This is a genomic window from Mycobacterium sp. SMC-17 (assembly GCF_045310915.1).
Lineage (GTDB): Bacteria > Actinomycetota > Actinomycetes > Mycobacteriales > Mycobacteriaceae > Mycobacterium.
In genome coordinates, this window is record NZ_JBJIAK010000012.1 from 1 (window position 1) to 26,371 (window position 26,371).

Consider the following 26,371-nt stretch of genomic DNA (forward strand, 5'->3'; position numbering starts at 1 on the left):
TCAGATCATCCTCGGGAAGGTGCGCCCTTTCCTACGCCGCCTCGCCGAGGCTCATCCACAGGTTCTGATCATTGCTCTAACGAGCTTCTCCCCCCAGCACAGTTGAATTGGCCGCGTACGGCGCTCAACAGCACAAAACTCAACCACCGGGAGGACACCCACACTTCACTGAGACTCACAACGACCCACACCCACGCCGTCGCCACCTCTAATCACAGCATACGAAAAGGCACCAAGAGTTCCGGGGGCCAAATCGCCACTGGGACAGAATCACCTAGAAACACCCAACCAAGGCACCTGCTGACATCGAACGGATCTCAGGTGAGCTCGGCGGCGCTGGGCGCTTCCAGGGAGGTGTCGCGGGAGGTGTCCTTGAGGTCGACGCCGGACCGGCCCAGCGCGCGGGCACCCGACACCAACCCCGCCGCGACCGTCGCGGCCTCGGCGTAGCCGAGCCCCTCGGGCGGGTGGATGTTAGAGATGCAGTTGCGGTCTGCGTCGGTACGCCCCGGCATCGGCAGATGCGTCAGGTAGATGCCCAGGCTGTCGGCCACCGACAGGCCCGGCCGCTCCCCGATGATCACCAGCAGCGTGCGCACTTTCGCCGCCGCGCCGACGTGGTCGCCGAGCGCCACGCGGGCCTGCGTGGCGATCACCGGCGGCGCCAGCGTGTACTGGTCGCCCAGCCGCGCCACGAGCTCGGCGAGCAGCGCCGGACCATGCTTGGCCAGGGCGTAGGGCGAGAGCCCGTCGGCCAGGACGAAGCCGATGTCGGCCGGGGTTTCCGGGACGTCCATGGGCGTGGCCGGCAGCCGGCCAAGATCGGGACGGCGCAGGTACTCGCTACGGGACTCGGCCTGGCTGCGCACCACCGCCGGTTCGCCGATCCTGATCTCCCGGACACGGGCCGCGAGGGCCTCGACGTCGAGCGGCTCGTGCACGGCGTCGCGGGCGGCGGCGTGGGCCGCGGAAAGTTCGAGGACTTCCCGGGTGGGCAGCGCATTGCCGGCGCGGCCCAGTCCGATGCGGGCCTGCGTGGTCTTGCGGAGCTCGTCCCAGAACTCCTGGATTGCGAGATCTTCGGTCATCGTCATCCCGCCGCGGTGAGCGCCCGCAGCGCCGAGCGCTGCAGATCGAACTTGGTCAGCTTGCCGGCGTCGTCGGTCATGCCGACCTTCTTGAGCCAGGCGTCGAACTCCGGAGCCGGCTTCAGCCCGAGCGTGCGGCGGACCGCGACGACGTCGTGGAACGACAGGCTCTGGTAGCCGAGCATGACGTCGTCGGCGCCGGGCACCGTGATGACGAAGGCGCAACCCGCCGCGGCCAGCAGCGTGAGCAGCGTGTCCATGTCGTTCTGGTCGGCTTCGGCGTGGTTGGTGTAGCAGACGTCGACGCCCATCGGCAGGCCGAGCAGCTTGCCGCAGAAGTGGTCCTCGAGCCCGGCCCGGATGATCTGCCGGCCGTCGTACAGGTACTCCGGACCGATGAAGCCGACGACGGTGTTGACCAGCAGCGGGTCCAGGGCGCGGGCGACACCGTAGGCCCGGGTTTCGAGCGTCTGCTGGTCGACGGGCCGGCCGCCGGTACCGAGGTGGGCGCCCGAGCTGAGCGCCGAGCCCTGACCGGTTTCCAGGTACATGACGTTGTTGCCGACGGTGCCGCGGTTCAGGGACCGGCCGGCCTCGTTGCCTTCGCGCAGCAGCGCCATGTCGACACCGAAGGCCTTGTTGGCGCCTTCGGTGCCCGCCACCGACTGGAACACCAGGTCCACCGGGGCGCCGGCCTCGATGAGGCCGATCGTGGTGGTGATGTGCGACAGCACGCACGACTGCGCCGGGATGTCGTAGCGGCTGCGAATGTTGTCGAGCAGGTGCAGCAGGTCGGCGGTGGCCTGCGGCGAGTCGGTGGCCGGGTTGATGCCGATGACGGCGTCGCCGCACCCCATCAGCAGTCCGTCGAGCACGGCGGCGGCGATGCCGCGCGGATCGTCGGTCGGGTGGTTGGGCTGCAGCCGGGTGGCCAGGGTGCCCGGCAACCCGATGGTGCTGCGGAAGGCCGCGTGCACCTGGGTGGCCGCGGTGACCGCGATCAGGTCCTGGTTCCGCATGATCTTGGAGACCGCTGCCGCCATCTCCGGCGTGATGCCGGGGGCGACGGCAGCGATCTTCGCGGCGGCGTCGTCGCCGGCCACCGCGTCCAGCAGCCAGTCCCGGAAACCTCCCACCGTCAGGTGGGAGACTTCCGAAAACGCTTGCTGGTCATGGGAATCCATGATGAGCCGGGTGACCTCGTCGGTCTCGTACGGCACCACCGCTTCATTGAGGAAGGTGTCCAGCGGAAGGTCGGCCAGTGCCCACGCCGCGGCAGCCCGCTCGGCGTCGTTGTGGGCCGCGCACCCGGCGAGTTCATCACCGGAGCGCAGCGGCGTGGCCTTGGCCATCAAATCCACAAGCCCGTCGAAGGTGTGGTTCACCCCCGAAATCCGCTGGTGGTACTTCATTTCAGCTCGTCCTCGGCTTCTGCGAGCATCGCGAACTCTTCATCAGGAGAGTTTGCCACCAAATGGTGCCGGCTGTAGACCGCGAAGTAGAGCATGAAGGCGCAGAACACCAGCAGGCACAGGCCCACGGCCTTGGGGTCGACCAGGAAGGTGGCGATGACCGCGACGACGGCGATGACGAGCGCGAAGCCGGTGGTGGCGATGCCGCCCGGGGTGCGGTACGGCCGCGGCATGTTCGGCTCGCGGCGGCGCAGCACGATGTGGCTGACCATCATCAGGACGTAGCTCACGGCCGCACCGAAGACCGCCATGTTCAGCAGCAGGTCGCCCTTGCCGGTCAGCGACAGCAGGAAGCCGATGACGCCGGGGACGATGAGCGCCAGTGTCGGCGCCTTGCGGGAGTTGGTCACCGACAGCTGGGTCGGCAGGTAGCCCGCCCGGGACAGGGCGAAGAGCTGACGCGAGTAGGCGTAGATGATCGAGAAGAAGCTCGCGATCAGTCCGGCCAGGCCGATGTAGTTGACCAGCTTGGCGCCGACGCCCGAACCGAGCGCCTCGACGAGCGGGTTGCCCGAGGCCGACATCTGTTGCGCGCCACCGACACCCGTGGTGAGCACCAGCACGACGGCGCAGGTGACCAGCAGTACCGTCATCGCCGCGATGATGCCGCGCGGCACGTTCTTCTCCGGGTTCGCGGTTTCCTCGGCGGCCAGCGGCACGCCTTCGATCGCCAGGAAGAACCAGATGGCGAACGGGATGGCGGCCCAGATGCCGAGGTAGCCGTGCGGCAGGATCGCCGAAGCCCCGGCCGCGTTGACGTCGACCGCAATGGTGGTCAGGTTGGAGACGTCGAACTGCCCGATGGCACAGACCGCGAAGATCACCAGGCCCAGCAGCGCGATGGCGGTGATCACGAACATCACCTTGAGCGCCTCACCGACACCGGACAGGTGGATGCCGATGAAGAACGCGTAGGCCGCCAGATACACCCACCAGCCGTTGTGAATCCCGAAGAGCCCCAACGATTCCACGTAGGCGCCGATGAACGTCGCGATGGCGGCGGGGGCGATCGAGTACTCGATGAGGATCGCGGTGCCGGTGGCGAAACCGCCCCACGGGCCCAGGGCACGACGGGCGAAGGTGTAACCGCCGCCGGCGGCCGGCAGCGCCGAGGACAGCTCGGCCATGCCCAGCACCAGGGCCAGGTACATGCCGGCGATGATCACGGCGGCGATGGCGAGGCCACCGAAACCACCGTGTGCCAGACCGAAATTCCAGCCGGAGTAGTCCCCGGACACCACGTAGCTGACGCCGAGTCCGGCGAGCAGCAGCCAGCCGGCCGTGCCCTTCTTCAGCTGACGTTTCGCGAGGTATTCGTTGCTCTCGACGTGCTCTTCGACACCGCGAGCGGAGTGCTCACTGGGTGGGTTGGTGATGGACACTGCGAACTCCTGAAAGAGGGATGGCGGATGCCGAATTGGCCTGCCCCCCAGGAGTCTTCTGGTGCCGGCCTTGATCATTGTGTCGCCGAACGCTTTTGGAAAGCGTCGACCGAGAAAGGAAGCGAGCGCCCGCGCATTCGGGGGGTACGCGGGCGCTCGCGGTTCGTGGGAGCTACGCGCTTCGTTTCCTTGCGCGCTCGCTCATCAGAGTGCTCGTTTCCTCGCGCGAGCGCTCGTCAGAAGAACCCCTGGGCCTTCGTCGAGTACGAGACGAGCAGGTTCTTCGTCTGCTGGTAGTGGTCCAGCATCATCTTGTGGTTCTCGCGGCCGATTCCGGACTGCTTGTAACCGCCGAACGCGGCGTGCGCGGGGTACATGTGGTAGCAGTTGGTCCACACGCGGCCGGCCTTGATGTCGCGGCCCGCCCGGTAGGCGACGTTGCCGTTGCGCGACCACACGCCGGCGCCGAGGCCGTACAGGGTGTTGTTGGCGATCGAGATGGCGTCGTCGTAGTCCTTGAACGACGTCACCGACAGCACCGGACCGAAAATCTCCTCCTGGAAGATCCGCATGCCGTTGTGGCCGGAGAACACCGTCGGCGTCACGTAGTAGCCGCCGTTGAGGTCGCCGCCGAGCTCGGCCCGCTCACCACCGGTGATCAGCTGCGCGCCTTCGGATTTGCCGATCTCGATGTAGGACAGGATCTTCTCGAGCTGGTCGTTGGAGGCCTGCGCGCCGATCATGGTCTCGGTGTCCAGCGGGTCGCCCTGGCGGACGGCCTTGGTGCGGATGGCGGCCAGCGCCAGGAACTCGTCGAAGATGTCTGCCTGGATCAGGCTGCGCGACGGGCAGGTGCAGACCTCGCCCTGGTTCAGCGCGAACATCGTGAAGCCTTCCAGCGCCTTGTCCTGGAAGTCGTCCTCGGCGGCCATGATGTCGCTGAAGAAGATGTTGGGGCTCTTGCCGCCCAGCTCCAGGGTGACCGGGATCAGGTTCTGGCTGGCGTACTGCATGATCAGCCGGCCCGTGGTGGTCTCGCCGGTGAAGGCGATCTTGGCGATGCGGTTGCTCGACGCCAGCGGCTTGCCGGCCTCGACGCCGAAGCCGTTGACCACGTTGACAACACCCGGCGGCAGCAGGTCGCCGATGAGCGAGAACAGGAACATGATCGACGCCGGGGTCTGCTCGGCGGGCTTGAGCACGATCGCGTTGCCGGCGGCCAGCGCGGGGGCCAGCTTCCAGACGGCCATCAGGATCGGGAAGTTCCACGGGATGATCTGGCCGACGACGCCGAGCGGCTCGTGGAAGTGGTAGGCGACGGTGTCGTCGTCGATCTCGGAGATCGAGCCTTCCTGGGCCCGCAGCACGCCTGCGAAGTAGCGGAAGTGGTCGACGGCCAGCGGGATGTCGGCGTTCAGCGTCTCGCGGACCGGCTTGCCGTTGTCCCACGACTCGGCGACGGCGATGGCCTCGAGGTTCTGCTCCATGCGATCGGCGATGAGGTTCAGCACCCGGGCGCGGGCGGCCGGCGCGGTCTTGCCCCAGGCGGGCGCGGCGGCGTGCGCGGCGTCCAGCGCCTTCTCGATGTCGGATTCGTCCGAGCGGGCAATCTCGATGAACACCTCACCCGTCACCGGGGTACGGTTCTCGAAGTAGCGACCGGCAGCGGGTGCCACCCACTCGCCGCCGATGAAGTTGTCGTAGCGGGCCGGGTAGGTCATCACCGAACCCTCGGCACCGGGACGCGCGTAAACAGTCATGGGTTCACTCCTCCAGTGGGTGACAAAACACAGATGTGCTGCTGGTCACTAACGGTACGCAGAAGTGGGTTGCAACACAGTTGCATCGTTGAACGCGATGGAACCGGAGCCCGTCAGCCGAGGTCGGCGTCCAATCCCGCCAGGTGCCCGACCGCCTGCGCCCGCACGACGGCGTCCGCGGATGGGTGGTTGCGCAGCAATTGCCAGCCGTGCCGGTCGTCGCGGCCGTCGGGCAGCGCCAGCCACCGGCGCAACATGCCAACATGTCCGGCCGCGGACGCCGACAGCACCGCGGTCCGCAGGCTCTCCCCCAGCTCGGTGCGCAACCGGGCGATCGCCGGCGACACCGACTGCGGCAGCAGCGCACCCGAGTAGTGGGACAGCGCGGCGTCGACATCACCGCGGTGCAGCGCGGCGAAGACATCGGCGACGTCACTGTCGATCGGGGTGAGCAGCCGGTAGGGCCGCGACGCCACGTACTGGGCGCCGATGACCCGGCGCAGGCGGGACATCTCGACGCGGATGGTGACCGAGTCAAGATCGTTGTCGTCCAACAACATTGCGAGATGGTCGGCGCTCAGACCCTCGGGGTGCCGGCTCAGCAGGACCAGGATGTCGGCGTGCCGGCCGCTCAGGGTGTGCTGGCGCGGTTGTCCGTCGTCGCCGGTGGCGACCCAGCGCGGACGGTCACCGCCCAGCACCGTCAGGCGAGCCATGGTCACCGGACTCGGCGTGGGCTGCAGCAGCCGCTGCAGCGCCAGGTGGTTCTCGATGGCCATCACCGTCGCGCGCACCAGGCCCAGGGTCTGGGCCGAGGCAATCTGGCTGTCACCGGTGAGGTCGACGCAGCCGATGAGCTCGCCCGTCGTCGGGTCGTGCACCGGCACCGCCGTGCAGGTCCAGGGCTGCACCAGGCGGGCGAAGTGTTCCGAGCCGTGGATCTGCAGTTCCCGGTCCAGCGCCAGCGCGGTGCCCGGAGCGTTGGTGCCGGCGCTGCGCTCGCTCCAGTTGGCGCCGGCCACGAAGTTCATGGCCTCGCCCCGGCTCAGGGCCGTCTTGTCGCCCTCGACCCACAGCAGGGTGCCGTCGGCGGCGGCCACCGCCACCATGACACCGCTGTCCTTGGCGTCCTCGACCAGCAGTTTCCGGATCACCGGCAAGGCGGCCGCGATGGGTTGTTCGGCGCGCAGCTGGTCCAGGGTCTTGGGCACGACGGGCGTGAACTGCGCACCGCCGAGGTCGGGGTCCACGCCCGTGGCCAGGCTGCGGCGCCAGCTGTCGGCGATGACGGGACGGACGGCGGCGGGATCCAGGTGCTGGGCGTCGATCTCGCCGGTGACGAACCGCTGGTGTACCGCGCGCAGCGTCCAGCCGGCCGGCGACCCCTCGGTGCGGCTGGTTCCCACGACACTCACACTCCTCGCAGGTCGGATACACACCTGCGTGGCCGCCAGGGTAGTCGACCTGGGTGTTCTAAGACACAAGTTGGGCCCTGCGCGCGGCATGACTGTGTGGCCCCGCCCCCGGCTCTCCTCCGGGGGCGGGACCACACAGGGCTTGTGGTGAGGCTAGAAGACCCAGTCGCCCGCCGCGCGCCGGTCGGTCGCGGCGATGTCATCGGCTCCGTCGCGGACGGCGTTGCCGAGGCTGTGCAGGATGTCGTTGAGGGCGGCCGCCGACTGATTCCAGCGGGCCTGTTCGGCCTGGAACGCCTCGGCCGCCTCCCGGGTCCAGGTCTGCTGCAGTGGCGCGACCAGGTGCCGGAGCTCTTCCAGCGACGTGTTCATCCGTGCCGAGGTGGCATGGATTTGTTGGCGGACGGCGAACTCGATCTCGCCGAAGTGGTACGACAGTGCCGGTTGCATGTGCCTTGTCCCGTCAGATCGCGTGGCCGGCGGCGCCGATGCGCTGGGCATGGTCGTCAGCGGCCTGGCCCAGCACCGCCGCGTTGGCCCGGATGGTCTCGGCGATACGTTGCAGTGACGCATGCAGTTTCATCGATTCGCCGTTCCACCGGTTCACCACGTCCTGGAATCTGGTCGCCGCGGCGCCGCCCCACACCGTCGGCGGGATGGCCGTCATCTGACCGATGAAGTTTCCGAGCATGGCCCGAATCTCCTCGTTGCGGACCTCGACCTTGCCGGCGATCCCCGTCATCAGATCGAAATCTGTAGTCAGAGCGCCACTTTCCGGAGCTGTCATGATTTCCTCTCGATTGGGTTTGATAGTTCAGACGTTTCCCACGGGTATTCGGTTCCCTTGCGGTGCAAGTTTTTTCAGTCAGTCCGACGGGCCGAGCGGATCGCGGTGTCACAGGCCGGTTGGACGGCCGCGCCCTGGCACCCCACGGCGATCCGGACCGGTCCGTCGAGCAGCACCGACCACTCGACCGTCCGCCCGCCGCGCACCTCGCGGTACCGCACGGCCGCGCGTCCGGCACTGACGCCGGCCTCCTCGAAATCCACGATGACGCCGTCGGGCAGCTTCGTCGAAGCCTCCCGCAGCGACCTTGCCGCCACGTCGAGCGTCTGCTCCCGCGGCACGACCGATTGCGTGAGGTGGATGACCTGCCCGTGGTCATTGGGCGAAATGATCTGCAGCCGAGCCGATCCCGCGCCCGCAAGCGCCCGGTCGACCGTCCAGCGCACCGGGATCTGCACCGCCACCCGGCCTTCCACGAGCCACGTGAACTCCGGGTCTGTGACCGCGGCGACGGGCGGCGCTGGGGCGTCTCTGTTGGACAGGCCCAGTGCCCCAGCGCCGATGACCGCGACGGCCGCGGCGAAGGCAGTCGCGATGCGCGCCCGCGGGGAACGGGTCGCTGCGGTGCTGCGGGTGCTGTCCTCGTCGGCCTGGTCGAGCAGATCGTCGCAACTCAGAATCTGTGCCGGGACGCCCTGATCCTGCAGCAGTGCTTGCATTTCGGCGGCCAGGGGCGCAGCGCCGGGAACGCCGATGGGCGCGTCGATCACCACGTGGCCGTGCCACGTGGTTCGCGCGATGACGGCCTCGGCGGTGGCGCTGTCGGTGCGTCGCACGACGGACGCGGCCGCCCCGGGACGGGAGATCGTCACGATGTCCTCCCCCAGTTCGACGACCGCGCAATCGGGTTCGCCGCCGGCCGCTCGGAGGGCATCGGTTCTGCGCTCTATGACGACGTGAGAAACGCTGGTGGGGACCGCCGTCCGAACTCGCTCGATCCTCGCCGGCGACCACCATGTCGGGCAAACCACCGTGATGGCCGACGCGGTGCCTGCCGCCGCGGCCATGACGTCGCGCCAGATGCGTTGGGCGGGAAGGACCGCCGCACGCAGCAGGCCCAGCGGTTCGTCGACGCACTCCAAAGCGGACGAGACCAGGTCGGCGTCGATGTCTCCCGGCCCGCGGATCGTGTTCGGTCCGACCACCACAACCGTCATGGCGGCTCGGTCCAGCCGATCTGGACCAGCTGATCGGGTTGGCCACGGCGCACGACGACGCCCCGGCCAGGAGGCAGCGTCATCGGCCGCGCGGCGCCGAGCAGCGGCCCTTCATCCGGGCTTGTGCTCATGATGATGCCCGTCGCGCCCAGGTCGCGCATGCGCGACAGCAGCGGGTCGAACATGGCGCGTGCGGCACCGCCGGAGCGGCGGGCGACCACGACGTGGAGCCCGATGTCCGAAGCGTGCGGCAGCAGGTCGAGCAAAGGGCTCAGCGGATTCCCCGCGGCACCCACGACCAGGTCGTAATCGTCGACCAAGACGTGGATTTCGGGACCGGACCACCAGGAGCGGTCGCGCAACTGCTGCTGAGTGACACCGGGTCCCGGCAACCGCGCGGTGAGCAGGGACAGCGCAGCGGCGAGTTCGGCAGCGGTCGTCACCGCCGACATCGCGTAGCCGCACAGGTACGGCGGTTCCACCTCCCCCAACAGTGACCGCCGGTAGTCGACGATCAGCAGCTGCGCCCGAGTGGGATCGGTCTGTCCGGTGATCGCGCGGCACAGCGTCCGCAGCACAGACGTCTTGCCGCAGCCCGTGTCGCCCAACAGGATCAGGTACGGATCGGAGCTCAAGTCCAGCGCGAACGGTTGCAGGTCCTCTTCGGATACGCCGATGACGTACCGCGGCGGGCGTTCGGCGGTGGCCGCGAGCGCGGCGTATTCCACGCGTTGCGGAAGCAATTCGATCCGGGGCGCCGGGGACTGATGGGTGGCGATCCGGTCGAGCTCGGGCCGCGCGACCACGAACTCCTTGCCGTCTCTGGTGAGGCCCCGGCCGGGCGGGCAGGTGGTGAGCAGATGGGCACGGCGGCGGTCCATTTCGGACTCGCTCGGGTCACCGAGCCGCAATTCGACCCGGGTGCCGATGTGGTCTTTCAGCATCGGCCGCAGTTCTGCCCACCGATTCGCGGTCAGCACCACGTGGATCCCGACCGACAGGCCCTGCGCGGCCATGGCGGTGATGGGCTCCTCCAGCGCATCGAATTCACGACGCAGCGTGGCCCAACCGTCGACGGCCAGGACGACCTCACCGTAACTGTCCGGAAAGGGCGCTTCGGGGCCGTACTGCTGCCGGAAGTCCTGGCGCCGGCGGCACAGCGAGGCCAGCTGGGAAACGATGCGCCGCAATAACTCCGGCTCGTTCCGACCGGCGACGGTGCCGACGTGCGGGTGCTGTCGCAACGCCGTCAGCGCACCGTCGCCCAGATCGAGGCCGTAGACGCTGAGGCCGTCGGCAGGCGCGGTCACAGCGAGGCCCAGTAGCAACGTCTGCAGCGCAACGGATTTCCCCGAGCGCGGGCCGCCCACGATGGCCACGTGCCCGCCGGACCCACTGAGGTCGGCAACGAGCGGCTCGCGGCGCTGCTGAAACGGGTTGTCCACTAATCCGATCGGGACCCGCAGCGGACCGCCTTCGCTGCCGGCCGCCAGCAGCTCGGACAACGCGGGCGAATTCGTGAGGGGCGGCAGCCAGACCGGATGAGCGCGCGCACCGCGACCGGTCAGCCGGCGCAAGGTCGTGTCCATCAGCGTCGGCCCGGCCGGCGGGTCAGGCGTGACCACCGGGGCCTCGACGGTGAACAGGCGCGGAACCGGGCGTTCGTCGTGGCTCTGTGGGACCGGCCCCGAGACGAATGCAGTGTGAAATCGCACCAGCTTTCCGTCTGCGGTGCGCAGCAACCCCGCACCCGGCGTTCCGGGCAGCTCGTGTGCGTCGGTGACCCCGATGACGGCCCGCGACTCCGCCGCCGAGAACGTCTTGAGGCAGACCCGGTACGAGAGGTGGGTGTCCAGTCCGCGCAGGCGACCCTCGTCGAGACGCTGGCTGGCCAGCAGGAGATGAACGCCCAGTGATCGACCGAGGCGGCCGATGGCGACGAACAGCTCCGCGAAATCCGGATGCTGGCTGAGCAATTCGGAGAACTCATCGACCACGATGAACAGGGCAGGCAGCGGTGGCAGGTCGGCGCCCGCCGCGCGTGCCCGCCGGTGGTCGCCGATTCCGGACAGGTTCCCGGCCGCCCGCAACAGTCCTTGGCGCCGTGTCAGCTCGCCGGCGAGGGCGTCGTGCATCCGGGCGACCAGATGTGCTTCCTGCGCCAAGTTGGTGATGACGGCCGCGACGTGGTTGGCCTGTTCGAAGCCGAGAAACGTTGCACCGCCTTTGAAGTCGACGAGGATCAGATTGAGCTCGTCCGGCGAGTGGGTGCTGATCAGACCCAGGGTCAGGGTGCGCAGGAACTCGGATTTGCCGGAACCTGTTGCGCCGATGCACAAGCCGTGCGGACCCATGCCGTGCTCGGCCGGTTCCTTGAGGTCGAGCTCGACCGTCGCACCGGTGTCGTCGGTACCGATCGGCACCCGCAGCCGATGCCGGGCCGGACGAATCGGCCACCCGTCCCCCGCCACGTCCACGCCGACGAACGTCGTCCGATCATGGTGTCGGCGTGCGTTGTCCGCACCGACGGCCAGGCGGTAGCGCGCCACACGTCGTCCGCAGGTCTCTGCTTGTGCGGCCGTGAGCACGTCGGCGGTCGAGCAGGGCGGAAGCGTCGACGCCGTACCCGGCGCGCCGAGCACCAGCAGTGTCACCGCGTCGGTGTCCACGAAGACGGCGGCCGCCGGACTGTCGACCAGCACCACCAGATGACACCCGGCGATGGCAGTGACGGCACCGAGGTCCGTAAACCGCAGCGGCTGCCCGCTGAGCACGCCCGAGCGATAGTGGTGCGGTAGCCATTTCAGCCAGTCCCACTCGGCCGATCCGGCGACCGCGGCGATCTTCAGCTGGTCGGGTCCATGCCACATAGCCAGCTGGCACGCCATGGCGCGCGCCTGTCCCCGTGGATCATCGCCGCCGACGTCGATCCGCCGCAGCCGATTGACGACGACCGTCACCGGGACATCGGGCACGGTCGCGGCGGTTCGTAGCAGCCGATCGAGTGCCGAGGCGGTCAGCGGATCCGTCGTCCCGTCGCCGGTGGCGGGTACCGGAACGAGTCTGGTGTTGAGTGGGCGTTCCCCGATCCCGACGCGGATTTCGGTGAAATCGTCGTCGTTCCAACGGCGTTGCCACATCCGTTCGGAGCCGGCGAGCGTCCACAGCGTGTCGGGCGGCGGGTGGTTCTGATGTAGTACCCGATGCTGCTCGGCTGCGGTTCGCTCCGCGCACTCACCGATCGCGTCGAGATACACCAGGTACTCACGCCGATCTGCGTCGATCTCACCTGCCCGGCGCGCACCGCGCGACCCGAGGACAGTGCTGCCGACCAGCGACAGCACCATCATCGCCGGAAACAGCAGGAACATCGGATTCCGGCCGGTGGCCGAACCCGAACGGAAGTAGAACACCATCATGCCGGCCATCGCCAACAGCATGAGCACGGGTGCGACTCGGGTGACGACGTTGCCCGACGACAATCGCGGCACCTGTGGTGGTGTCCGGACCTCGATGTCTTCCGCATCCACTGGGACTACGGGAGATCGTGCGACTCTGGTGAATTCCATCGAACTATCAGACGTACCCCGACACCGTTCGGTTCCATCGATTTTCGTGTCGGGTAGGGACCCGATTCGCGGTTACGGTGAGATCGGCATGTCGATCCGGGGGGCGCGATGTCTGAAGCAGTGTGTCGGCTATCCGTACGGACCGACAGTGAACGCACCAGCGACACCACCGATCTGGTGCTGCCTGCGGGCGCCGCGGTGGACGCGTTGCTCCCTGACATCGTGGCGCTGGCACATGCGCGCGCGCCGGAAGGCGTGAGTTGGCACCTGAGCCGGGCTGCCGGGGATCCGATCGACGGGTCATTATCGTTGCGGCAAAACGGAGTTCACGACGGTGACATCCTGGAGCTGCGGCGAAGCACGGTGCCGGAGTTCGGCACGCTCCGGAGGCACACGGCGACCATGGCCGCCGACCAGGCGCCTCGCGATGCCACCGGCCATCTGGTCGGGCCCGTGCTCTGTCTGTGGGCGGTGACCGCCGCGTCCGTGCTGCTGCTCTGGTCTGCTGCGCGCGGCGACCACTTCACGGCAGCCACTGTCGGTTGCGGTGGTGCGCTGGCTGCAGTGGCGATGTCATGGCGGTCCGGCCGGGCGGCGTGGCCGGCCGCCGCCGTCGTGCTCGCTTTCGCGGCGGGTTTCTCGGCCGTACCGGGTGGCCCGGCGGCGCCCAACGTCCTGCTCGGATCGGCGACGGCGTTCGCGGTGGCCCTCGTTCTGCTACGGATCGGTGTGCTTCCCGTATCCGTTGCGGCCGTGGCCTTTACGATGCCGACAATGGTGGCGACCGTTGCGGCGAGCATGTGGTCGGTGGCGCTGGCCAGTACCGGGGTGGCCACCACCGTGGCGGCATTTGTGGTGCTGTCGGCCGCGCCGCGGTGCGCTGTCACCGTCGCGGGACTCACGCCGCGCTCGGCGACGGTCACCGACGGCGATCCGCAACGGATCGAGCTGGCGCAGCGGGTGCTCACGGCGATGGTCGTGGGCGCGGCCGCTGCCGCGGCGGCCGGCGCCGTCGTGGTTGCAATGGGCGCCGTCCATGAGTCCCGGACCTCGACGGTGGTGTTCATCTGGGTGGCGACGGCCGCGATTGCGCTGCGGGCACCGTCCTATCGGCATCCGGCACGGCGGTGGGCGGTCATGGTCGCGGGAATGGTCTGTACCACTGCGGCTTTGGTCGTCACCGCGATGGCATTCCCCGGCTGGGCCGCCTGGCTCGGCGGCGGCGTCATCGCGGTGGTGCTGGGCGCTCAGCGGATCGGACGGGTGAGTGCCACGGTGGGCCGAGGCTTTGTACATCTCGAATACGTGGCACTGGTCGCCGTGCCGGCATGCGCACTCTGGACCGCAGATGTTTTCCGCCTGGCGCGTGGCCTGTGAGCGCCCTGCGACGGGTCATCGCTGTCGCCTTGACGATCACCATCGCGTCGGCCGCTCCGTGCGCACATGCCATCGCGCCGAAACCGGTTGATCACAGCCAACTTCCCGGACCCGCGGCCCCGGCGCCGCCCGGTAGGACCGAACAATCGGACCGGTGTGCGACGGCGAAGCCGGCTGATGCCCGTCCCGCAGACCAACCCGACATGCTCAATCTTGCTGCGGTGTGGCCGCTTTCCCGCGGCAGCGGACAGCTGGTGGCAGTGATCGACACCGGCGTGGCCCGGCACCGACTGCTCCCCCGCCTGGTCGCCGGCGGTGACTACGTCTCGTCCGGGGACGGTACGCAGGACTGCGACGGCCACGGTACGGCGATCGCCGGACTGATCGGCGCCGTTGCCCCGGACAACGGGACCTTCAGCGGTGCGGCACCCGACGCCACGATCCTGGCGATTCGACAGTCCAGCAACAAGTTCCGGCTGACCGACGATCATGAGATATCAGGGGTGGGTGATGTCGAGACGCTCGCCCGTGCGGTGCGCTCGGCCGCCGACGCGGGCGCCACTGTCATCAACATCTCGTCGGTCGCCTGCATGCCCGCCGCGGACCCGCTCGACGACCGGTCGTTGGGCGCCGCCCTGGCCTATGCGGTCGATGTCCGCAATGTCGTGGTCGTCGCGGCGGCGGGCAACGCCAGCGGTGACTGCGCGGGGCAGAACCCGCTGTCCGATCCCAAACGGCCGGGCACGCCGGACTGGGACACGGTGCACACCGTCGTCAGCCCGGGCTGGTACGACGACTACGTGCTCACCGTCGGATCGGTCAGCCCGAACGGGACGCCGTCGCCATTCAGCCTGGCCGGACCCTGGGTCGACGTCGCCGCGCCCGGCGAGTCGGTGGTGTCACTGAGCGCGCAGGGCGACGGACTGGTCGACAGCCGGCCCGACGGGCGCCCGCTGTCGGGCAGCAGCTACGCCGCACCCGTCGTCAGTGGTGTTGTCGCACTGGTGCGTTCGCGACTGCCGCAATTGTCCGCCCGCCAGGTGATGGCCCGCATCGAAGACACCGCACGCCACCCGGCCGATGGTTGGAATCCCCAGGTGGGACGCGGCGTCGTCGACCCACTGGCCGCAGTGAGCAGCGGTGTCCCGACACCCGCCCCCGCGCGGCTGTCGACCGCGCAGACAACGCACGCGCCCGGTCCCGACCACCGACCATCGCGGCGCATCGCCTTCCTCGGCACCGCCATCTGCATCGCGGTGGCAGCCGTCGCCGTGACCGGGCGCCGACGGTCACGCGGGAACTCACCCTGACCAACAGGGTCCTCATCCTGCCCACCACCGAGTATCTTGAGTTTCTCCAGCACCACGGCATCACAGCCGATCAGGCCGCTACCGGAAGTCAGGTATCGATCGCCCGGCACAACACCGTCGAGACACCCCTGTTCGCAAAGAGCATCGAATGTAGGACGCTCGCCACGACCCGATGAGACCACCAATGACCCAACTGATCGACGCGCACGCCGTCACCGACGACGTGCTGGCCCGCTTTCACGAGTTCCTGGGACCCGACGCGCAGCGGTACCGCAACCACGTCTACCGCTGCCTCAACTACCAGCGAATACTGTTGCAGTTGAACGTGATTCCCGACGATGTCGCACTGGCGTGGGCCCTGCACGACATCGGCGTCTGGACCACCGGCTGGGACTACATCGAACCGTCACTTCAGTACGTCGATGAGTTGGCATCTGCCTACGGCGTCGACAACGTCGAGCGCGCCCGACAGATGGTCGAGTGGCATCACAAGCTGCGTCCCTGCGAGGACCGGTGGACCGAGACTTTTCGCGTCGCGGATCGCATCGACGTATCACGCGGACTCATCCGCAGCGGAGTGCCCCGCACCGACATCGCCCAAGTCGTGCAAGCATTCCCGTATCTCGGCTTTCAGGCACTGCTCGTTCGGACCGCCGCAAGCTGGACTCTGAAGCACCCGCTGCACCCCATGCCGATGCTGCGCTGGTAGTTCGAAATGCGCGATGCTGGCCCAAGCCTCCCGAGAAGCCGGCGATAGGTGTACCGCGGCCAGCTGTGACACGTTGCAGAACCGAGCCAGCCACGGCGGGCGCCGACCGTTGCCGGCCGATTGATCAGAAGACGCGAATCCAGTCGATCAGCATCTCGGCCGGGTATTGGCCGCCACCTGGTTCGCGCCCACCCGAGCCACCCACCGCGAGGTTGAACACCGGGACCAGGGTGTAACCCGGATCGTTGAACGGCCAGTCGTCCAGCGAATTGGCCGGCACCGACCAGAACGGCTCCATACCCGGCGCGTAGTCCTTCCAGAAGTACATTCCGCTGGGCTGCCAGGTCATTCGATACGTATGCCAGCCGCTGTCGAACGGGTGCGGGTCGGTGGCGAACGACGTCCCGTCCAACCGGGCGTGCACGGTGGTCCCCGATGGCCAATCCCGGTTGCCGTACCACTCCACCAGATCGACCTCGCCGCCGCGAGCCGGATCGTCGTTGAGCAGCGAGAAAGCCGGCCAGGCACCGTCGGTCAGGCAATTCAGCTTGACCCGGGCCTCCCACGTGGTGCCGATGCCACCGCGCCAGTTACCGACGATCTTGGCGCTGGCGTAACGCTCCTGAATGTTCGCACCGGGGCCTCGGGTCGCTCGGATGACCAAGTTGCCCTTGCCGTCCTGGAACACGTGCTCCTGGTCGGTCACGTATCGACCCATGTTGTACGGCTGATCCCACTCGACAGGACTCCGGATGACCTCACGCTCAGGCACGATGAACCACCACGCCGGATCTGGCGGCGCGCCCGCGGGGCCGTTGAATCCGTCCTGGAACAGCATCACCGGCGCGCCGGCCGAGCCTGCTGGTGCGGCCGGGGCGAATCCAGGGCCCGGTGACACCGCGTTCGGCTGGGCTCCGGCCTTGGCCGGGGGCAGCACGGCCGCAGCCACGCCCAGCCCGGCCATCATCATGACGCTACGGCGATCCATATCGGGCACTCCGAAATCCTAGGCGATGCAACTAAAAGTTGTGCCGGTCTCGCGTCCAGGACACGCCTTCCCGCCGTCCAGCGAGGAGGGGCACCGTCCGCAAATGGCGCGGACCCCAAGAGTCCTAATCGTCAGGATCAGACTGATTTCCACCCTCCCACCCCGTCGGGACTGTCAATACGCTCAACTGCGAAGGCAAGCCGTCAGCAACGCGAACAGGAGAATCTGCGCGTGACCGTCACCGACGAATACCTCGCCAACAATCAGGCATACGCCGAGTCCTTCACCGGCCCGCTGCCTCTACCCCCGAGCAAGCACGTCGCGGTCGTCGCCTGCATGGACGCCCGACTGGACGTGTACCGCATCCTGGGAGTCAGAGAGGGTGAGGCGCACGTCATCCGCAACGCTGGCGGCGTCATCACCGACGACGAAATCCGTTCTCTGGCGATCAGCCAACGGCTGCTGGGCACCAGAGAGATCATCCTGATTCATCACACGGACTGCGGCATGCTGACTTTCACCGATGACGACTTCAAGAAGGCCATACAGGACGAAACCGGCCTGAAACCCGCATGGGCCGCCGAAGCCTTTTCTGACATCGCTCAGGACGTGCGCCAGTCGCTGCGCCGCATCGAGGCCAACCCGTTCGTGACCAAACACGAATCGTTGCGGGGCTTCATCTTCGACGTGGCGACCGGCAAGCTCAACGAGGTGGCCGTCTGAAACGCGAAGGCGAACGCCACGAATCGTGGACTACGACATCATCGCCGCTTTCGATCGGGTCGGCGATACTCGGCGTGTGCTGGCCCGGCGGGCCGCTCGATTAGAAGGATAGGAATTCTCAAAATTCTGTCACTTTGCAATCGCTATGAAGACGTCGTCGAGGGCCCTCGGTCGGCCGGCCCGTCGAGCGGTCGCACGTGAGGCGTGGTTATGGCGGTCGATGGTGCCGATCAGCAGCTGGTCGGTATCCGTGGCAACGCAGTGAGCCCAGGCGCTTTGCGCTGAGGCCGCGTACCGGTGGCCTGCGTGAGCATCGCTGATGACTTCCTCGTTGATTTCCTCACCAGTGATCCACCCGATCGCGCCGGGCGCGACGGCGAGGACACCGATCGTTGTGTCCTGACGGCGCACGGCGCGGAGCTGATCGCTACGGTGCCAGTACCGCAGCTCATCTGGTGTTGCGATGGACAGGTTGTTGGCCAGAGTCGGGTCCGTGGCGGCCACAGCGGCATAGCGAGCTTCGACGAGCGCGATGGCGTCCTCGGGATCCTCGAAACGGTCGAGGACGACGCGGCCGTCGGCAGGGGGCATGTCCCGGTATCGGGCGAGGTGAATCGTCTCGTCGAGGATGACCCCTGGTCTACCGGTGAGGAGCCCGGGCGCGGTACGTAGGCGCAGGTAGCGTGGGCTGAAGACTGACCATTCGCCCAGTACGCAGTCGGCGAGGGCGTCGAGGTCGTCGAAGCTGTGGGCGAGGACGTCGACGAACGGGCGGGCGATGTTGCGTGAGTAGAACCGGATCCCGCCGAGCAGCTCGCCGAGAGTGGTGCGAACGTGGCGGTGGGCGTACTCCAGTGGCCCGATGCCCGGTAGCTGGACATGTGCGGCGAAGTCCTGGGCGAAGTCGACATCGTGGACCAGGCGGACCTGCTCAGCGAGCCAGTCGGCGACCTTCTGTTCGCCTACGGGTGAGCTGTACAGTTCGTTGGCCAGCGCGACCTGATCGTTCAACGACGGCCAATGAGCGAGTGCTTCCACTCGACACAGCATCCACACGCGCAATGGCGAAGCCAACAGATTTTCGGGGCAGCGGCGGCGCCGGTTAGGGCAATCCACCACCGTCATCCGCTTCAAGTTTGACTGCCTACCTACTAGAAGGTAGGCTGCGAATCGTGGCACAATCTCCATCGACGGCAGACGAAATCCTTGCTCATGCAAGACGTTTCATCATCGCTGGGGGATACAACGGATTCAGCTACGCCGATATCGCGAACGAAATCGGCATCCGCAAGCCGAGCATTCACCACCACTTCGCCACCAAGGCCGATCTGGTCTGCGCAGTGGTGAGCCGTTACCGACAGGAGGCCCTCGCCGGACTGGCCGAGATAGAACGCCACGTCGACGATCCCGTCGGCAGGCTCCGCAGCTATGTCGATTACTGGCGTACCTGCATCGCCGACGCGACGCATCCGTTTTGTGTCTGCGCCCTTCTGGCCGCCGAACTTCCTTCCCTCCCAGAACAAGTCGCCAACGAGGTGGCCGCTCACTTTCGCGCACTGTCGGCGTGGCTGACGTCGGTTCTCGAACGCGGCGCCGAGCAGAAACTGATTCGAATCGAGACAAGTCCCCGCGTCGACGCGGAGATGTTCATGGCCACGGTGCACGGCGCGATGCTGTCCGCCCGCGCCTACGGCGATGCCAAGCTGTTCGCTACCGTCACAACCCCTCTGGTCAACCGACTCGACGCTTCGGGCTCCGCACCGGCGGCAACTTCGTGACCACGGCGGCATTGCCGGCAACGAACAGGCCGCCGAAGCGCCATCAGCCGCCGGCAAGCAACGCGCCGCACCCCGCCGAAGCCGATTCGTCGCAGCTATCCATCCCCAACGCTCCACCGCGGATAATCTGAATCCCAAGATGCCCGCACCAAATCCGTTGCGGCACAGTTTGTCCAGTCCCCGTCAACGGCATCCGCCCCATTGGTGGATTGCCCCCGGTGTCGGGATGCTCGTCCGCACCCATCGAGAGGACACAATCATGTCGATTCAGCAAGCAAGCCTGTCGGAGCCCAACCGCGAGCAGTGGTTGAGGACCTACTACTTCGTTCGCGCAGCCTTCTCCTTCGCCTGGGTAGCTGGCGCGCTGACGCTCGCCCAGCACAGCCTTCCGCTGGCCTCGGGGTGGCTCATCCTCTATCCGCTGTGGGACGCCGCCGCGAATTTCTGGGATGCCGCGCGAAGCGGTGGACTGGCGCAAAACCGCAGCCAGTTGATCAACGTTGCGGTCAGTCTGATCGTCACCGTCGTGGCTGCCTACGCCCTGTTCGCGGGTACGACGTGGGTACTCGCGGTCTTCGGCGCGTGGGCCACCCTTGCCGGGTTGCTGCAACTCATCACCGCCATTCGACGTTGGAAGGTCGGCGCGCAGTGGGCGATGGTCCTCAGCGGCGGCCAGTCGGCGCTTGTCGGGGGCCTGTTCATCACCCAGGCTCACACGCCGACCATCGAGTCGGTCAAGACCCTTGCCGGATACGCGGCGATGGGCGCGATCTACTTTCTCATTTCAGCGGTCTGGCTGACGGTGAAGGCCAAGCGCACCAAGGCAATAGGTGTCCCGCACGACGGGGACGCACGCACCGCGAAGCTCAGTCGACGGTCACGGGGCTAGCGGATCGAACGTCGTTGTCGCCGTGGCCAATTCGGACATGACATCGCCGACATCTTTGCGGCGTCGCCAGGCCCGACGCTGCCGCATGGCCCCGTTGCCCTGCTCGGCGATGCGGGCCAACTCGTCGCGGGCCATGTCATAGTCACCCAGCGCTTCGAGGGCCGGGCGGAGGTTCTCGATGAATCCGGCGAGCAGAACCCGGGCCGGCGCCATCGAGCAGTCGCCCGCCAAGTCGATCGCCTCGCCGTCGAGCCCGTCATGCGCCGCCTTCCAGTGCGCGGCGCGCAGCGTCCAATCAGCAAGGCGTGGTATCGGTTTCCCACGTTCCTTCGCGTCCAGCGCCGTCATCACCGCGGCCCGGATGAGCGTGGCCAGTAACACGGTCTCGGCCACTGTTGCCGGCACATCGGCCACGCGCACCTCGACGGTCGGGAAATTGGCAGACGGCCGCACATCCCAATAGAGCATGCCGTCGTCGAGCACCGCACCGGCCCGCGTCAGGGTGTTGGTGACGGCGTCGTAGTCCTCGACCGAGTCGAAGTATGGTGGCGGTCCGGCGCTCGGCCAGCGGGTCCACAGCACGCCCCGGAAGCTGGCGTAACCGCTGTCGGTGTTGCGGTAGATCGCGGAGTTCGCGCTCAGCGCGAGGAGCGGGTGCAGATAGGGCCGAAGCCGGTTACTGACGTCGACAGCCGCCGCCCGACTGGGCACCTCGACGTGCACGTGACACCCGCAGATGCCCTGTTCATGAGCGATCATGCCGAACCGATCGGCGATGCGGGCATACCGCTCTTTGGTTGTCACCGGGAACGCGTGCGGCACCGTCGGCGGTAGCGCGACGGCCAGCAGCCGCGCCCGCTGCGCTTCCGCCGACTCGGTGGCGACGCGACGCAGCCGGGTCAGTTCCGCACGCAGATCGCCGCTAGTGGTCATCACCGCGGTGGTGGTCTCGACCTGGCACCTGGTCAACTCGAGCTGTAGGTCGACACCGCGCGCGGCCGCATATTCCGCGACCGCCTGGTTGCGCGGTAGGGGCGCACCGTCACGGTGATCGACGAGGAGAAACTCCTCCTCCACCCCGAAAGTCGGCACGTCGGTCATGGCACCCGGAATGCCCCCGAGGCCACCATGGCAAACCTGCCGCGTCGCTACGGCGACAGGCCGTCGCGCAGCACCTCGGCCGCCGCCACACTCAATTCGGGCCCGCCCGGCAACCGGGCCAGCAGCGGCCACGGTGCGGGCAGCGGCGCACCCTCCACCCCGAGATACTTCGCCGTCTCGGCATCGTGGATGCCGTACCGCACGCCACTGTCCGTCACCAGGTACAGCGGTCCGGTCACCGATCCACCGGTCACCCCGGTGGCGTGCACGTACGCATACCGGCCCGGCGGTAATGCCACGGCATCGATGTTCGGACCGTCGCCGTCCTCCTGCGCCAGCGCCACCGCGGCCGCATCCGGTTTCCCTTGCACGACAACGGTATCCGCACGATCGCCGTCGGCCCGCCACCGTGCGCAGACCGGGGCCTCGCTCGGCAGTGGCGGGCTCGCCTGGTCCGGAAACGTCGACACCGCAAGGTCATGGACCGCGGGGATGGCGGCGATGGCCGCCGGCGCCACACTGCGGAGGTCACCGTCGTCCACGCCGTGGGTGAAGCGGATGACGTCGGCCGCCACGTCACCGATGCGCTGCAGACCACCGCTGAGGACCACGTGATGTTCCGGGGCGTCGGCGCGGCTCACGCGCAGCACCTGCCCGACGACGAAACCGCCCGGGCCCGTCCTGCCGAGGGCCGGGATCGGCGGCGCCGTGATCGCGGGAAGTTCGGACAGCAGGTCGAGGAACGATCGCGACACCTGCCGGGGCGTGACGCCGTCGAGCCGCAGCGCTCTGACCACCGCGAGGTCACGCAGATCCACCGCGGCGCGCTTGCCCCCGTACAGCAGATAGGTGGTGGACAGGTGCTCCCCCGCCGCCGTCGCCAGGATCGGTCGTCCGCCATCGGGTCCGACAGCGCCCTCGCCGGCGATCAGTGACGTCCGGCCGCTGTCGCACACCTGCCACGACGCCGCCGCGAGTGGCCGGCCCAATTCAGCTGGGGCACCCGGGATTCCGATGAGAGGCCCGCGCGGTGCGCTCGCGATGGCCGCCGCGTCCACCGCGACGGGGTTGACCGCGGACCTCGCGACGAGCCGGGCCGACGCGAGATTCAGCGCGGGGTGCCACGTCGGCCCGATCCGCACGTACAGCGCGCCGGTGTCCCGGACCATGACGATGGGCGCGTCTCCCAGCCTGCCCGCCGGCGACGCGATCGCGATGACCGCACAGACCGCCACTGCCAACAGTCCGACGAGCCATCCTGACGCGTACGAAATCGATTGCGCGCGAATCGGTTCGTCGACCATCGCCGCGTCACCACGCACCAGTGCATGCATCAGCCGCCGCGTCTGAAAACGCCGGCCGCTGGCCTCCAGCTGCGCGCCCTGCCCCCGAGCCATGTCCATCCCCCGGCTAGCAGCCTAACCGCGGACGGCCACCCGTCCCGACGCCAGTTTTCTCGGGGATTTGTGCACGATTTTCCGCGCCGACCGCGGAAAATCGTGCACAAATCCCTAGGAGACGTCGACCCAGTCCAGGGTGCGGCCGACGGCCTTCTGCCAGCCGGCGTACCCGGCGGAGCGCTGGCCGTCGTCCCACGACGGCGCCCAGCGCTTGTGCTCCTGCCAGTTGGCGCGCAGCTCGTCGGGGTTCGACCAGAAGCCGACCCCCAGCCCCGCGGCGTAGGCCGCGCCGAGCGCAGTGGTCTCGGCGACAACGGGTTTCACCACTTCGACGCCCAGCACGTCGGCCTGGATCTGCATGCACAGTTCGTTGGCGGTGATGCCGCCGTCGACCTTGAGTACCTCGAGGTGGACGCCGGAGTCCGCGGCCATGGCGTCGACGACGTCGCGGCTCTGGTAGCAGATGGCTTCGAGTGTGGCCCGGGCGATGTGGGCGTTGGTGTTGAACCGCGACAGGCCGACGATCGCGCCGCGCGCGTCCGAACGCCAGTACGGCGCAAAGAGTCCCGAGAACGCCGGCACGAAGTAGACGCCGCCGTTGTCCTCGACCTGGCGGGCGAGCGTCTCACTGTCGGAGGCCCCCGCGATGATGCCCAACTGGTCCCGCAGCCACTGCACGGCCGATCCGGTGACGGCAATCGAACCCTCAAGGGCGTAAACGGGTTTCGCGTCACCGAACCGGTAGCACACCGTCGTGAGCAGCCCGTGCTCGGAGCGCACGATCTTCTCGCCGGTGTTGAGCAGCAGGAAATTGCCTGTGCCATAGGTGTTCTTGGCCTCGCCCGCCGACAGACACACCTGCCCGACCATGGCGGCCTGCTGGTCGCCGAGGATGCCGGTGACGGGTACCGGGGCACCGAGCGGGCCGTCGGCCGCCGTCAGCCCGTAGGGCTCCGACACCGACGACGACGCGATGGTCGGCAACATCTGGCGTGGAATCCCGAAGAACGACAACAGTTCGTCGTCCCAGTCGAGGGTCTCGAGGTTCATCAGCATGGTGCGGCTGGCGTTGGTGACGTCGGTGACGTGCACGCCGCCGCGCGTGCCGCCGGTCAGGTTCCACAGCACCCAGGTGTCGCACGTGCCGAAGATCGCGTCACCGCGTTCGGCGGCTTCCCGCACGCCGTCGACGTTCTCGAGGATCCACTGGATCTTGCCGCCGGAGAAGTAGGTCGCCGGCGGCAGGCCGGCCTTGCGGCGGATGACGTCGCCGTGGCCGTCGCGTTCCAGGGCCGAGGCGATGCGGTCGGTGCGGGTGTCCTGCCACACGATCGCGTGGTAGTACGGGCGTCCGGTGTGCTTGTTCCACACCATGGTCGTCTCACGCTGGTTGGTGATACCGAGCGCGACCAGATCGGACGCCGACAGCCGGGTCTTGTTCAGCGCGGTCTGCAGCACCGAGCCAGTGCGCTCCCAGATCTCGACGGGATTGTGCTCGACCCACCCGGCCCGCGGCAGGATCTGCTCGTGCTCGAGCTGGTGGCGTCCGACCTCGCGACCTGAGTGATCGAAGATCATCGCCCGGGTGCTGGTGGTGCCCTGGTCGATGGCCGCCACGAATTCGGCCAATGGCCCGTCCTTCCGCTCAAAACACTGCATCCGCTGTCGGACATCACGGTAGGAGACGCGGGCTCGTCACGCGATGCATTGCGGTATCCGGCGCCGGGCGCGTCGGACGCCGACTGTCAGTTCTCGCGGGCGCGACGTTCGCGGTACGCCGCGACGTGCTGCCGGTTCCCGCAGTTCCCGGTGTCGCAGAAGATGCGGGATCGGTTGCGCGACATGTCGATCAGCACCGCGGTGCAGTCCGACGCCGCGCACGTCTTGAGCCGGCGCAGTTCACCGGCGCGGATCAGGTCGGCGAGGGCCATCGCCATCTCGGCGCCCATCCGCTGGGCCAGTGGGTCCCGGTCGGCCGCCAGGTGCAGGTGCCATTCCGGCATCTCGGGGTGCCGCGTCAGCCATGGGTTGGCGCGGGTGTCGCGGAGCAGGGCGTTGACACGGTCGACCACCGCCTCCTCGTCCCCAACCACGGCCCACAACTCACCGAGGCGCTCGCGGAGCGCCTGCACGGCGGCCAGCTCCGCGGTGTTGCGGTCGCGCCGGCCCGTCCAGCCGAAGTCGTTCAGATACCCGTCGAGGGCCGCCAGATCGGCCAGTTGGTCACCGTCGACCCGATCACTGTTGATCAACACGCACGCCGCGCGCAGCGTGAGTTCCGTGTCATGACTGAAATTCATTTGACTCGTTACACCCGCCCTCCGTAGCGTCATGACCAATCCCAACTTCACTCATTACATCATCGGAGGTGGCCCGTGACTGCGTCGAACGGCACCACGGCCGGCCACTTCCGGACCGGCATGATCTTCGCCGTCGCATCGGCGTTCACCTTCGGCATGGCCGGCGCGCTCGGCAAGTCCCTGATCGAGGCCGGCTGGAGCCCCACCGCCGCGGTGGTCGCCCGGCTGACCGGCGGCGCGCTCATCATGGCCGTCGTCGCGACCATCCTGCGCCGGGGCTGGCTGCGCGAGGCCCTGAGCCACAAAGGGACCGTCATCGCCTACGGCGCCATCCCGATCGCGGGCGCCCAGCTGTGCTACTTCAACGCCGTCACCTATCTGCCGGTCGGCGTGGCCCTGCTGCTCGAGTACGCCGCACCCCTGCTGGTGGTCGGCTGGGTATGGGCCACGACCCGGCGCCGCCCCAGCACCCTCACGCTCGCCGGCGTCGCGATCGCCATCGCCGGCATCACGCTGGTGCTCGGCCTGGTCGGGCCCGGCAGCCACACCGGAACCCAGATCAGCCTCGCCGGCATCGCCTGGGGCATGGGCGCCGCCATCTGCGCTGCCTGCTACTTCGTCATGTCCGACAAGGCCAGCGCCGACGGCACCGGCCTGCACTCCATCACCCTGGCCACCGGCGGCCTGATCGTCGGCGCCGCGGCGGTGGCACTGCTGGGCGTCTCGGGCGTCATGCCGCTGGCCTTCACCAGTCATGCCACCACGCTGGCCGGCCTGACGACGTCCTGGCTGGTCCCCGTCATCGCCCTGGCCATCGTGCCGACCGCGCTGGCCTACACCTTCGGCATCATGGGCATCGCCCGGCTGCAGCCCCGGTTCGCCTCACTGGTCGGCCTGTCCGAGGTGATGTTCGCCGTGCTGGCGGCCTGGGCACTGCTGGGTGAGGCCATCACCGGAATCCAATTGCTGGGCGGCGCGGTGGTGCTGGCCGGTCTGGCGCTTGCCCGCCAGGGCGACCGCGGCGAAGCGACCTGGCACGACGACTGGCCCGACAGCCCGGAGGGTTTGCCAGCAGGTCAAACAATTGGCCGTAGCTGAGGCCCATA

The 26,371-nt window shown here is 68.0% G+C and carries 22 protein-coding genes; 7 read left to right on the forward strand and 15 right to left on the reverse strand.

Annotated elements, in window-relative coordinates; genetic code table 11:
* Positions 1-317: 317 nt before the first annotated feature.
* The 9 genes from eutC to eccCb form a co-directional block, all read right to left on the reverse strand.
* Positions 318-1,094: an ethanolamine ammonia-lyase subunit EutC gene (gene eutC / locus ACJH7A_RS10195; protein ID WP_406801886.1), complete on the reverse strand. Its 777-nt coding sequence runs from the start codon at positions 1,092-1,094 to the stop codon at positions 318-320.
* The gene (locus tag ACJH7A_RS10200) at positions 1,091-2,500 is read right to left on the reverse strand and encodes an ethanolamine ammonia-lyase subunit EutB (protein ID WP_406801887.1); all 1,410 of its coding nucleotides are present in this window, start codon (positions 2,498-2,500) and stop codon (positions 1,091-1,093) included. The genes eutC and ACJH7A_RS10200 overlap by 4 nt, the downstream gene beginning before the upstream one ends.
* Complete coding sequence (gene eat / locus ACJH7A_RS10205; RefSeq protein WP_020101489.1) at positions 2,497-3,942, reverse strand: ethanolamine permease; 1,446 nt, start codon at positions 3,940-3,942, stop codon at positions 2,497-2,499. Before eat ends, ACJH7A_RS10200 begins: the two co-directional genes overlap by 4 nt.
* A gap of 236 nt (positions 3,943-4,178) precedes the next feature.
* Complete coding sequence (gene adh / locus ACJH7A_RS10210) at positions 4,179-5,702, reverse strand: aldehyde dehydrogenase (protein WP_267323901.1); 1,524 nt, start codon at positions 5,700-5,702, stop codon at positions 4,179-4,181.
* Positions 5,703-5,815: 113 nt separating this feature from the next.
* Positions 5,816-7,108 (reverse strand): GAF domain-containing protein, encoded by a 1,293-nt coding sequence (locus ACJH7A_RS10215; RefSeq protein ID WP_406801888.1) that lies wholly within the window; start codon positions 7,106-7,108, stop codon positions 5,816-5,818.
* Between the two features lie 162 nt (positions 7,109-7,270).
* Positions 7,271-7,567: a WXG100 family type VII secretion target gene (locus tag ACJH7A_RS10220; RefSeq protein WP_406801890.1), complete on the reverse strand. Its 297-nt coding sequence runs from the start codon at positions 7,565-7,567 to the stop codon at positions 7,271-7,273.
* A 13-nt stretch (positions 7,568-7,580) separates the two neighbouring features.
* Entirely contained in the window at positions 7,581-7,904 is a 324-nt protein-coding gene (locus tag ACJH7A_RS10225) for a WXG100 family type VII secretion target (protein WP_406801891.1), read from the reverse strand.
* 74 nt (positions 7,905-7,978) lie between these two features.
* The gene (locus ACJH7A_RS10230; protein ID WP_406801892.1) at positions 7,979-9,121 is read right to left on the reverse strand and encodes a type VII secretion-associated protein; all 1,143 of its coding nucleotides are present in this window, start codon (positions 9,119-9,121) and stop codon (positions 7,979-7,981) included.
* On the reverse strand, positions 9,118-12,690 hold the full coding sequence (gene eccCb / locus ACJH7A_RS10235) for a type VII secretion protein EccCb (RefSeq protein WP_406801893.1): 3,573 nt from the start codon (positions 12,688-12,690) through the stop codon (positions 9,118-9,120). Before eccCb ends, ACJH7A_RS10230 begins: the two co-directional genes overlap by 4 nt.
* A 108-nt stretch (positions 12,691-12,798) precedes the next feature.
* On the opposite strand from eccCb, the gene eccD reads away from it, so the two are divergent.
* From eccD to ACJH7A_RS10250, 3 genes are all read left to right on the forward strand, one after another.
* A complete protein-coding gene (gene eccD / locus ACJH7A_RS10240) occupies positions 12,799-14,067 on the forward strand; it encodes a type VII secretion integral membrane protein EccD (RefSeq protein ID WP_133425281.1) in 1,269 nt (422 codons plus the stop codon).
* Positions 14,019-15,377, forward strand: a complete 1,359-nt coding sequence (mycP, locus tag ACJH7A_RS10245) for a type VII secretion-associated serine protease mycosin (RefSeq protein WP_061007216.1) — start codon at positions 14,019-14,021, stop codon at positions 15,375-15,377. The genes eccD and mycP overlap by 49 nt, the downstream gene beginning before the upstream one ends.
* A 184-nt stretch (positions 15,378-15,561) precedes the next feature.
* Positions 15,562-16,086, forward strand: a complete 525-nt coding sequence (locus ACJH7A_RS10250) for a hypothetical protein (RefSeq protein ID WP_061007217.1) — start codon at positions 15,562-15,564, stop codon at positions 16,084-16,086.
* A gap of 124 nt (positions 16,087-16,210) precedes the next feature.
* Here the strand turns inward: ACJH7A_RS10250 and ACJH7A_RS10255 are convergent, their stop codons facing one another.
* Positions 16,211-17,074, reverse strand: a complete 864-nt coding sequence (locus tag ACJH7A_RS10255; protein WP_406801925.1) for a family 16 glycosylhydrolase — start codon at positions 17,072-17,074, stop codon at positions 16,211-16,213.
* Between the two features lie 231 nt (positions 17,075-17,305).
* Between ACJH7A_RS10255 and ACJH7A_RS10260 the strand changes: the two genes are divergently transcribed.
* Complete coding sequence (locus tag ACJH7A_RS10260) at positions 17,306-17,797, forward strand: carbonic anhydrase (protein ID WP_061007219.1); 492 nt, start codon at positions 17,306-17,308, stop codon at positions 17,795-17,797.
* Positions 17,798-17,926: 129 nt separating this feature from the next.
* Here ACJH7A_RS10260 and ACJH7A_RS10265 read toward each other — a convergent pair whose 3' ends face one another.
* Positions 17,927-18,835, reverse strand: coding sequence for a hypothetical protein (locus tag ACJH7A_RS10265; protein WP_061007220.1), 909 nt, complete (start codon positions 18,833-18,835; stop codon positions 17,927-17,929).
* A gap of 98 nt (positions 18,836-18,933) precedes the next feature.
* On the opposite strand from ACJH7A_RS10265, the gene ACJH7A_RS10270 reads away from it, so the two are divergent.
* Positions 18,934-19,575: a TetR/AcrR family transcriptional regulator gene (locus ACJH7A_RS10270; RefSeq protein WP_267323906.1), complete on the forward strand. Its 642-nt coding sequence runs from the start codon at positions 18,934-18,936 to the stop codon at positions 19,573-19,575.
* Positions 19,576-19,834: 259 nt separating this feature from the next.
* Positions 19,835-20,464 (forward strand): DUF308 domain-containing protein, encoded by a 630-nt coding sequence (locus ACJH7A_RS10275; protein ID WP_406801894.1) that lies wholly within the window; start codon positions 19,835-19,837, stop codon positions 20,462-20,464.
* On the opposite strand, the gene ACJH7A_RS10280 is transcribed toward ACJH7A_RS10275, so the two are convergent.
* The 4 genes from ACJH7A_RS10280 to ACJH7A_RS10295 form a co-directional block, all read right to left on the reverse strand.
* Positions 20,453-21,565, reverse strand: a complete 1,113-nt coding sequence (locus ACJH7A_RS10280; protein ID WP_064859999.1) for a glutamate--cysteine ligase — start codon at positions 21,563-21,565, stop codon at positions 20,453-20,455. The genes ACJH7A_RS10275 and ACJH7A_RS10280 overlap by 12 nt on opposite strands.
* Before the next feature lie 47 nt (positions 21,566-21,612).
* Complete coding sequence (gene eccB / locus ACJH7A_RS10285) at positions 21,613-22,962, reverse strand: type VII secretion protein EccB (protein WP_406801895.1); 1,350 nt, start codon at positions 22,960-22,962, stop codon at positions 21,613-21,615.
* A 114-nt stretch (positions 22,963-23,076) separates the two neighbouring features.
* Entirely contained in the window at positions 23,077-24,624 is a 1,548-nt protein-coding gene (gene glpK, locus ACJH7A_RS10290; protein WP_177127374.1) for a glycerol kinase GlpK, read from the reverse strand.
* Positions 24,625-24,710: 86 nt separating this feature from the next.
* Entirely contained in the window at positions 24,711-25,265 is a 555-nt protein-coding gene (locus ACJH7A_RS10295) for a CGNR zinc finger domain-containing protein (protein ID WP_406801896.1), read from the reverse strand.
* Positions 25,266-25,385: 120 nt separating this feature from the next.
* Between ACJH7A_RS10295 and ACJH7A_RS10300 the strand changes: the two genes are divergently transcribed.
* Complete coding sequence (locus ACJH7A_RS10300) at positions 25,386-26,363, forward strand: EamA family transporter (protein WP_406801926.1); 978 nt, start codon at positions 25,386-25,388, stop codon at positions 26,361-26,363.
* The last annotated feature ends 8 nt before the right edge of the window (positions 26,364-26,371 follow it).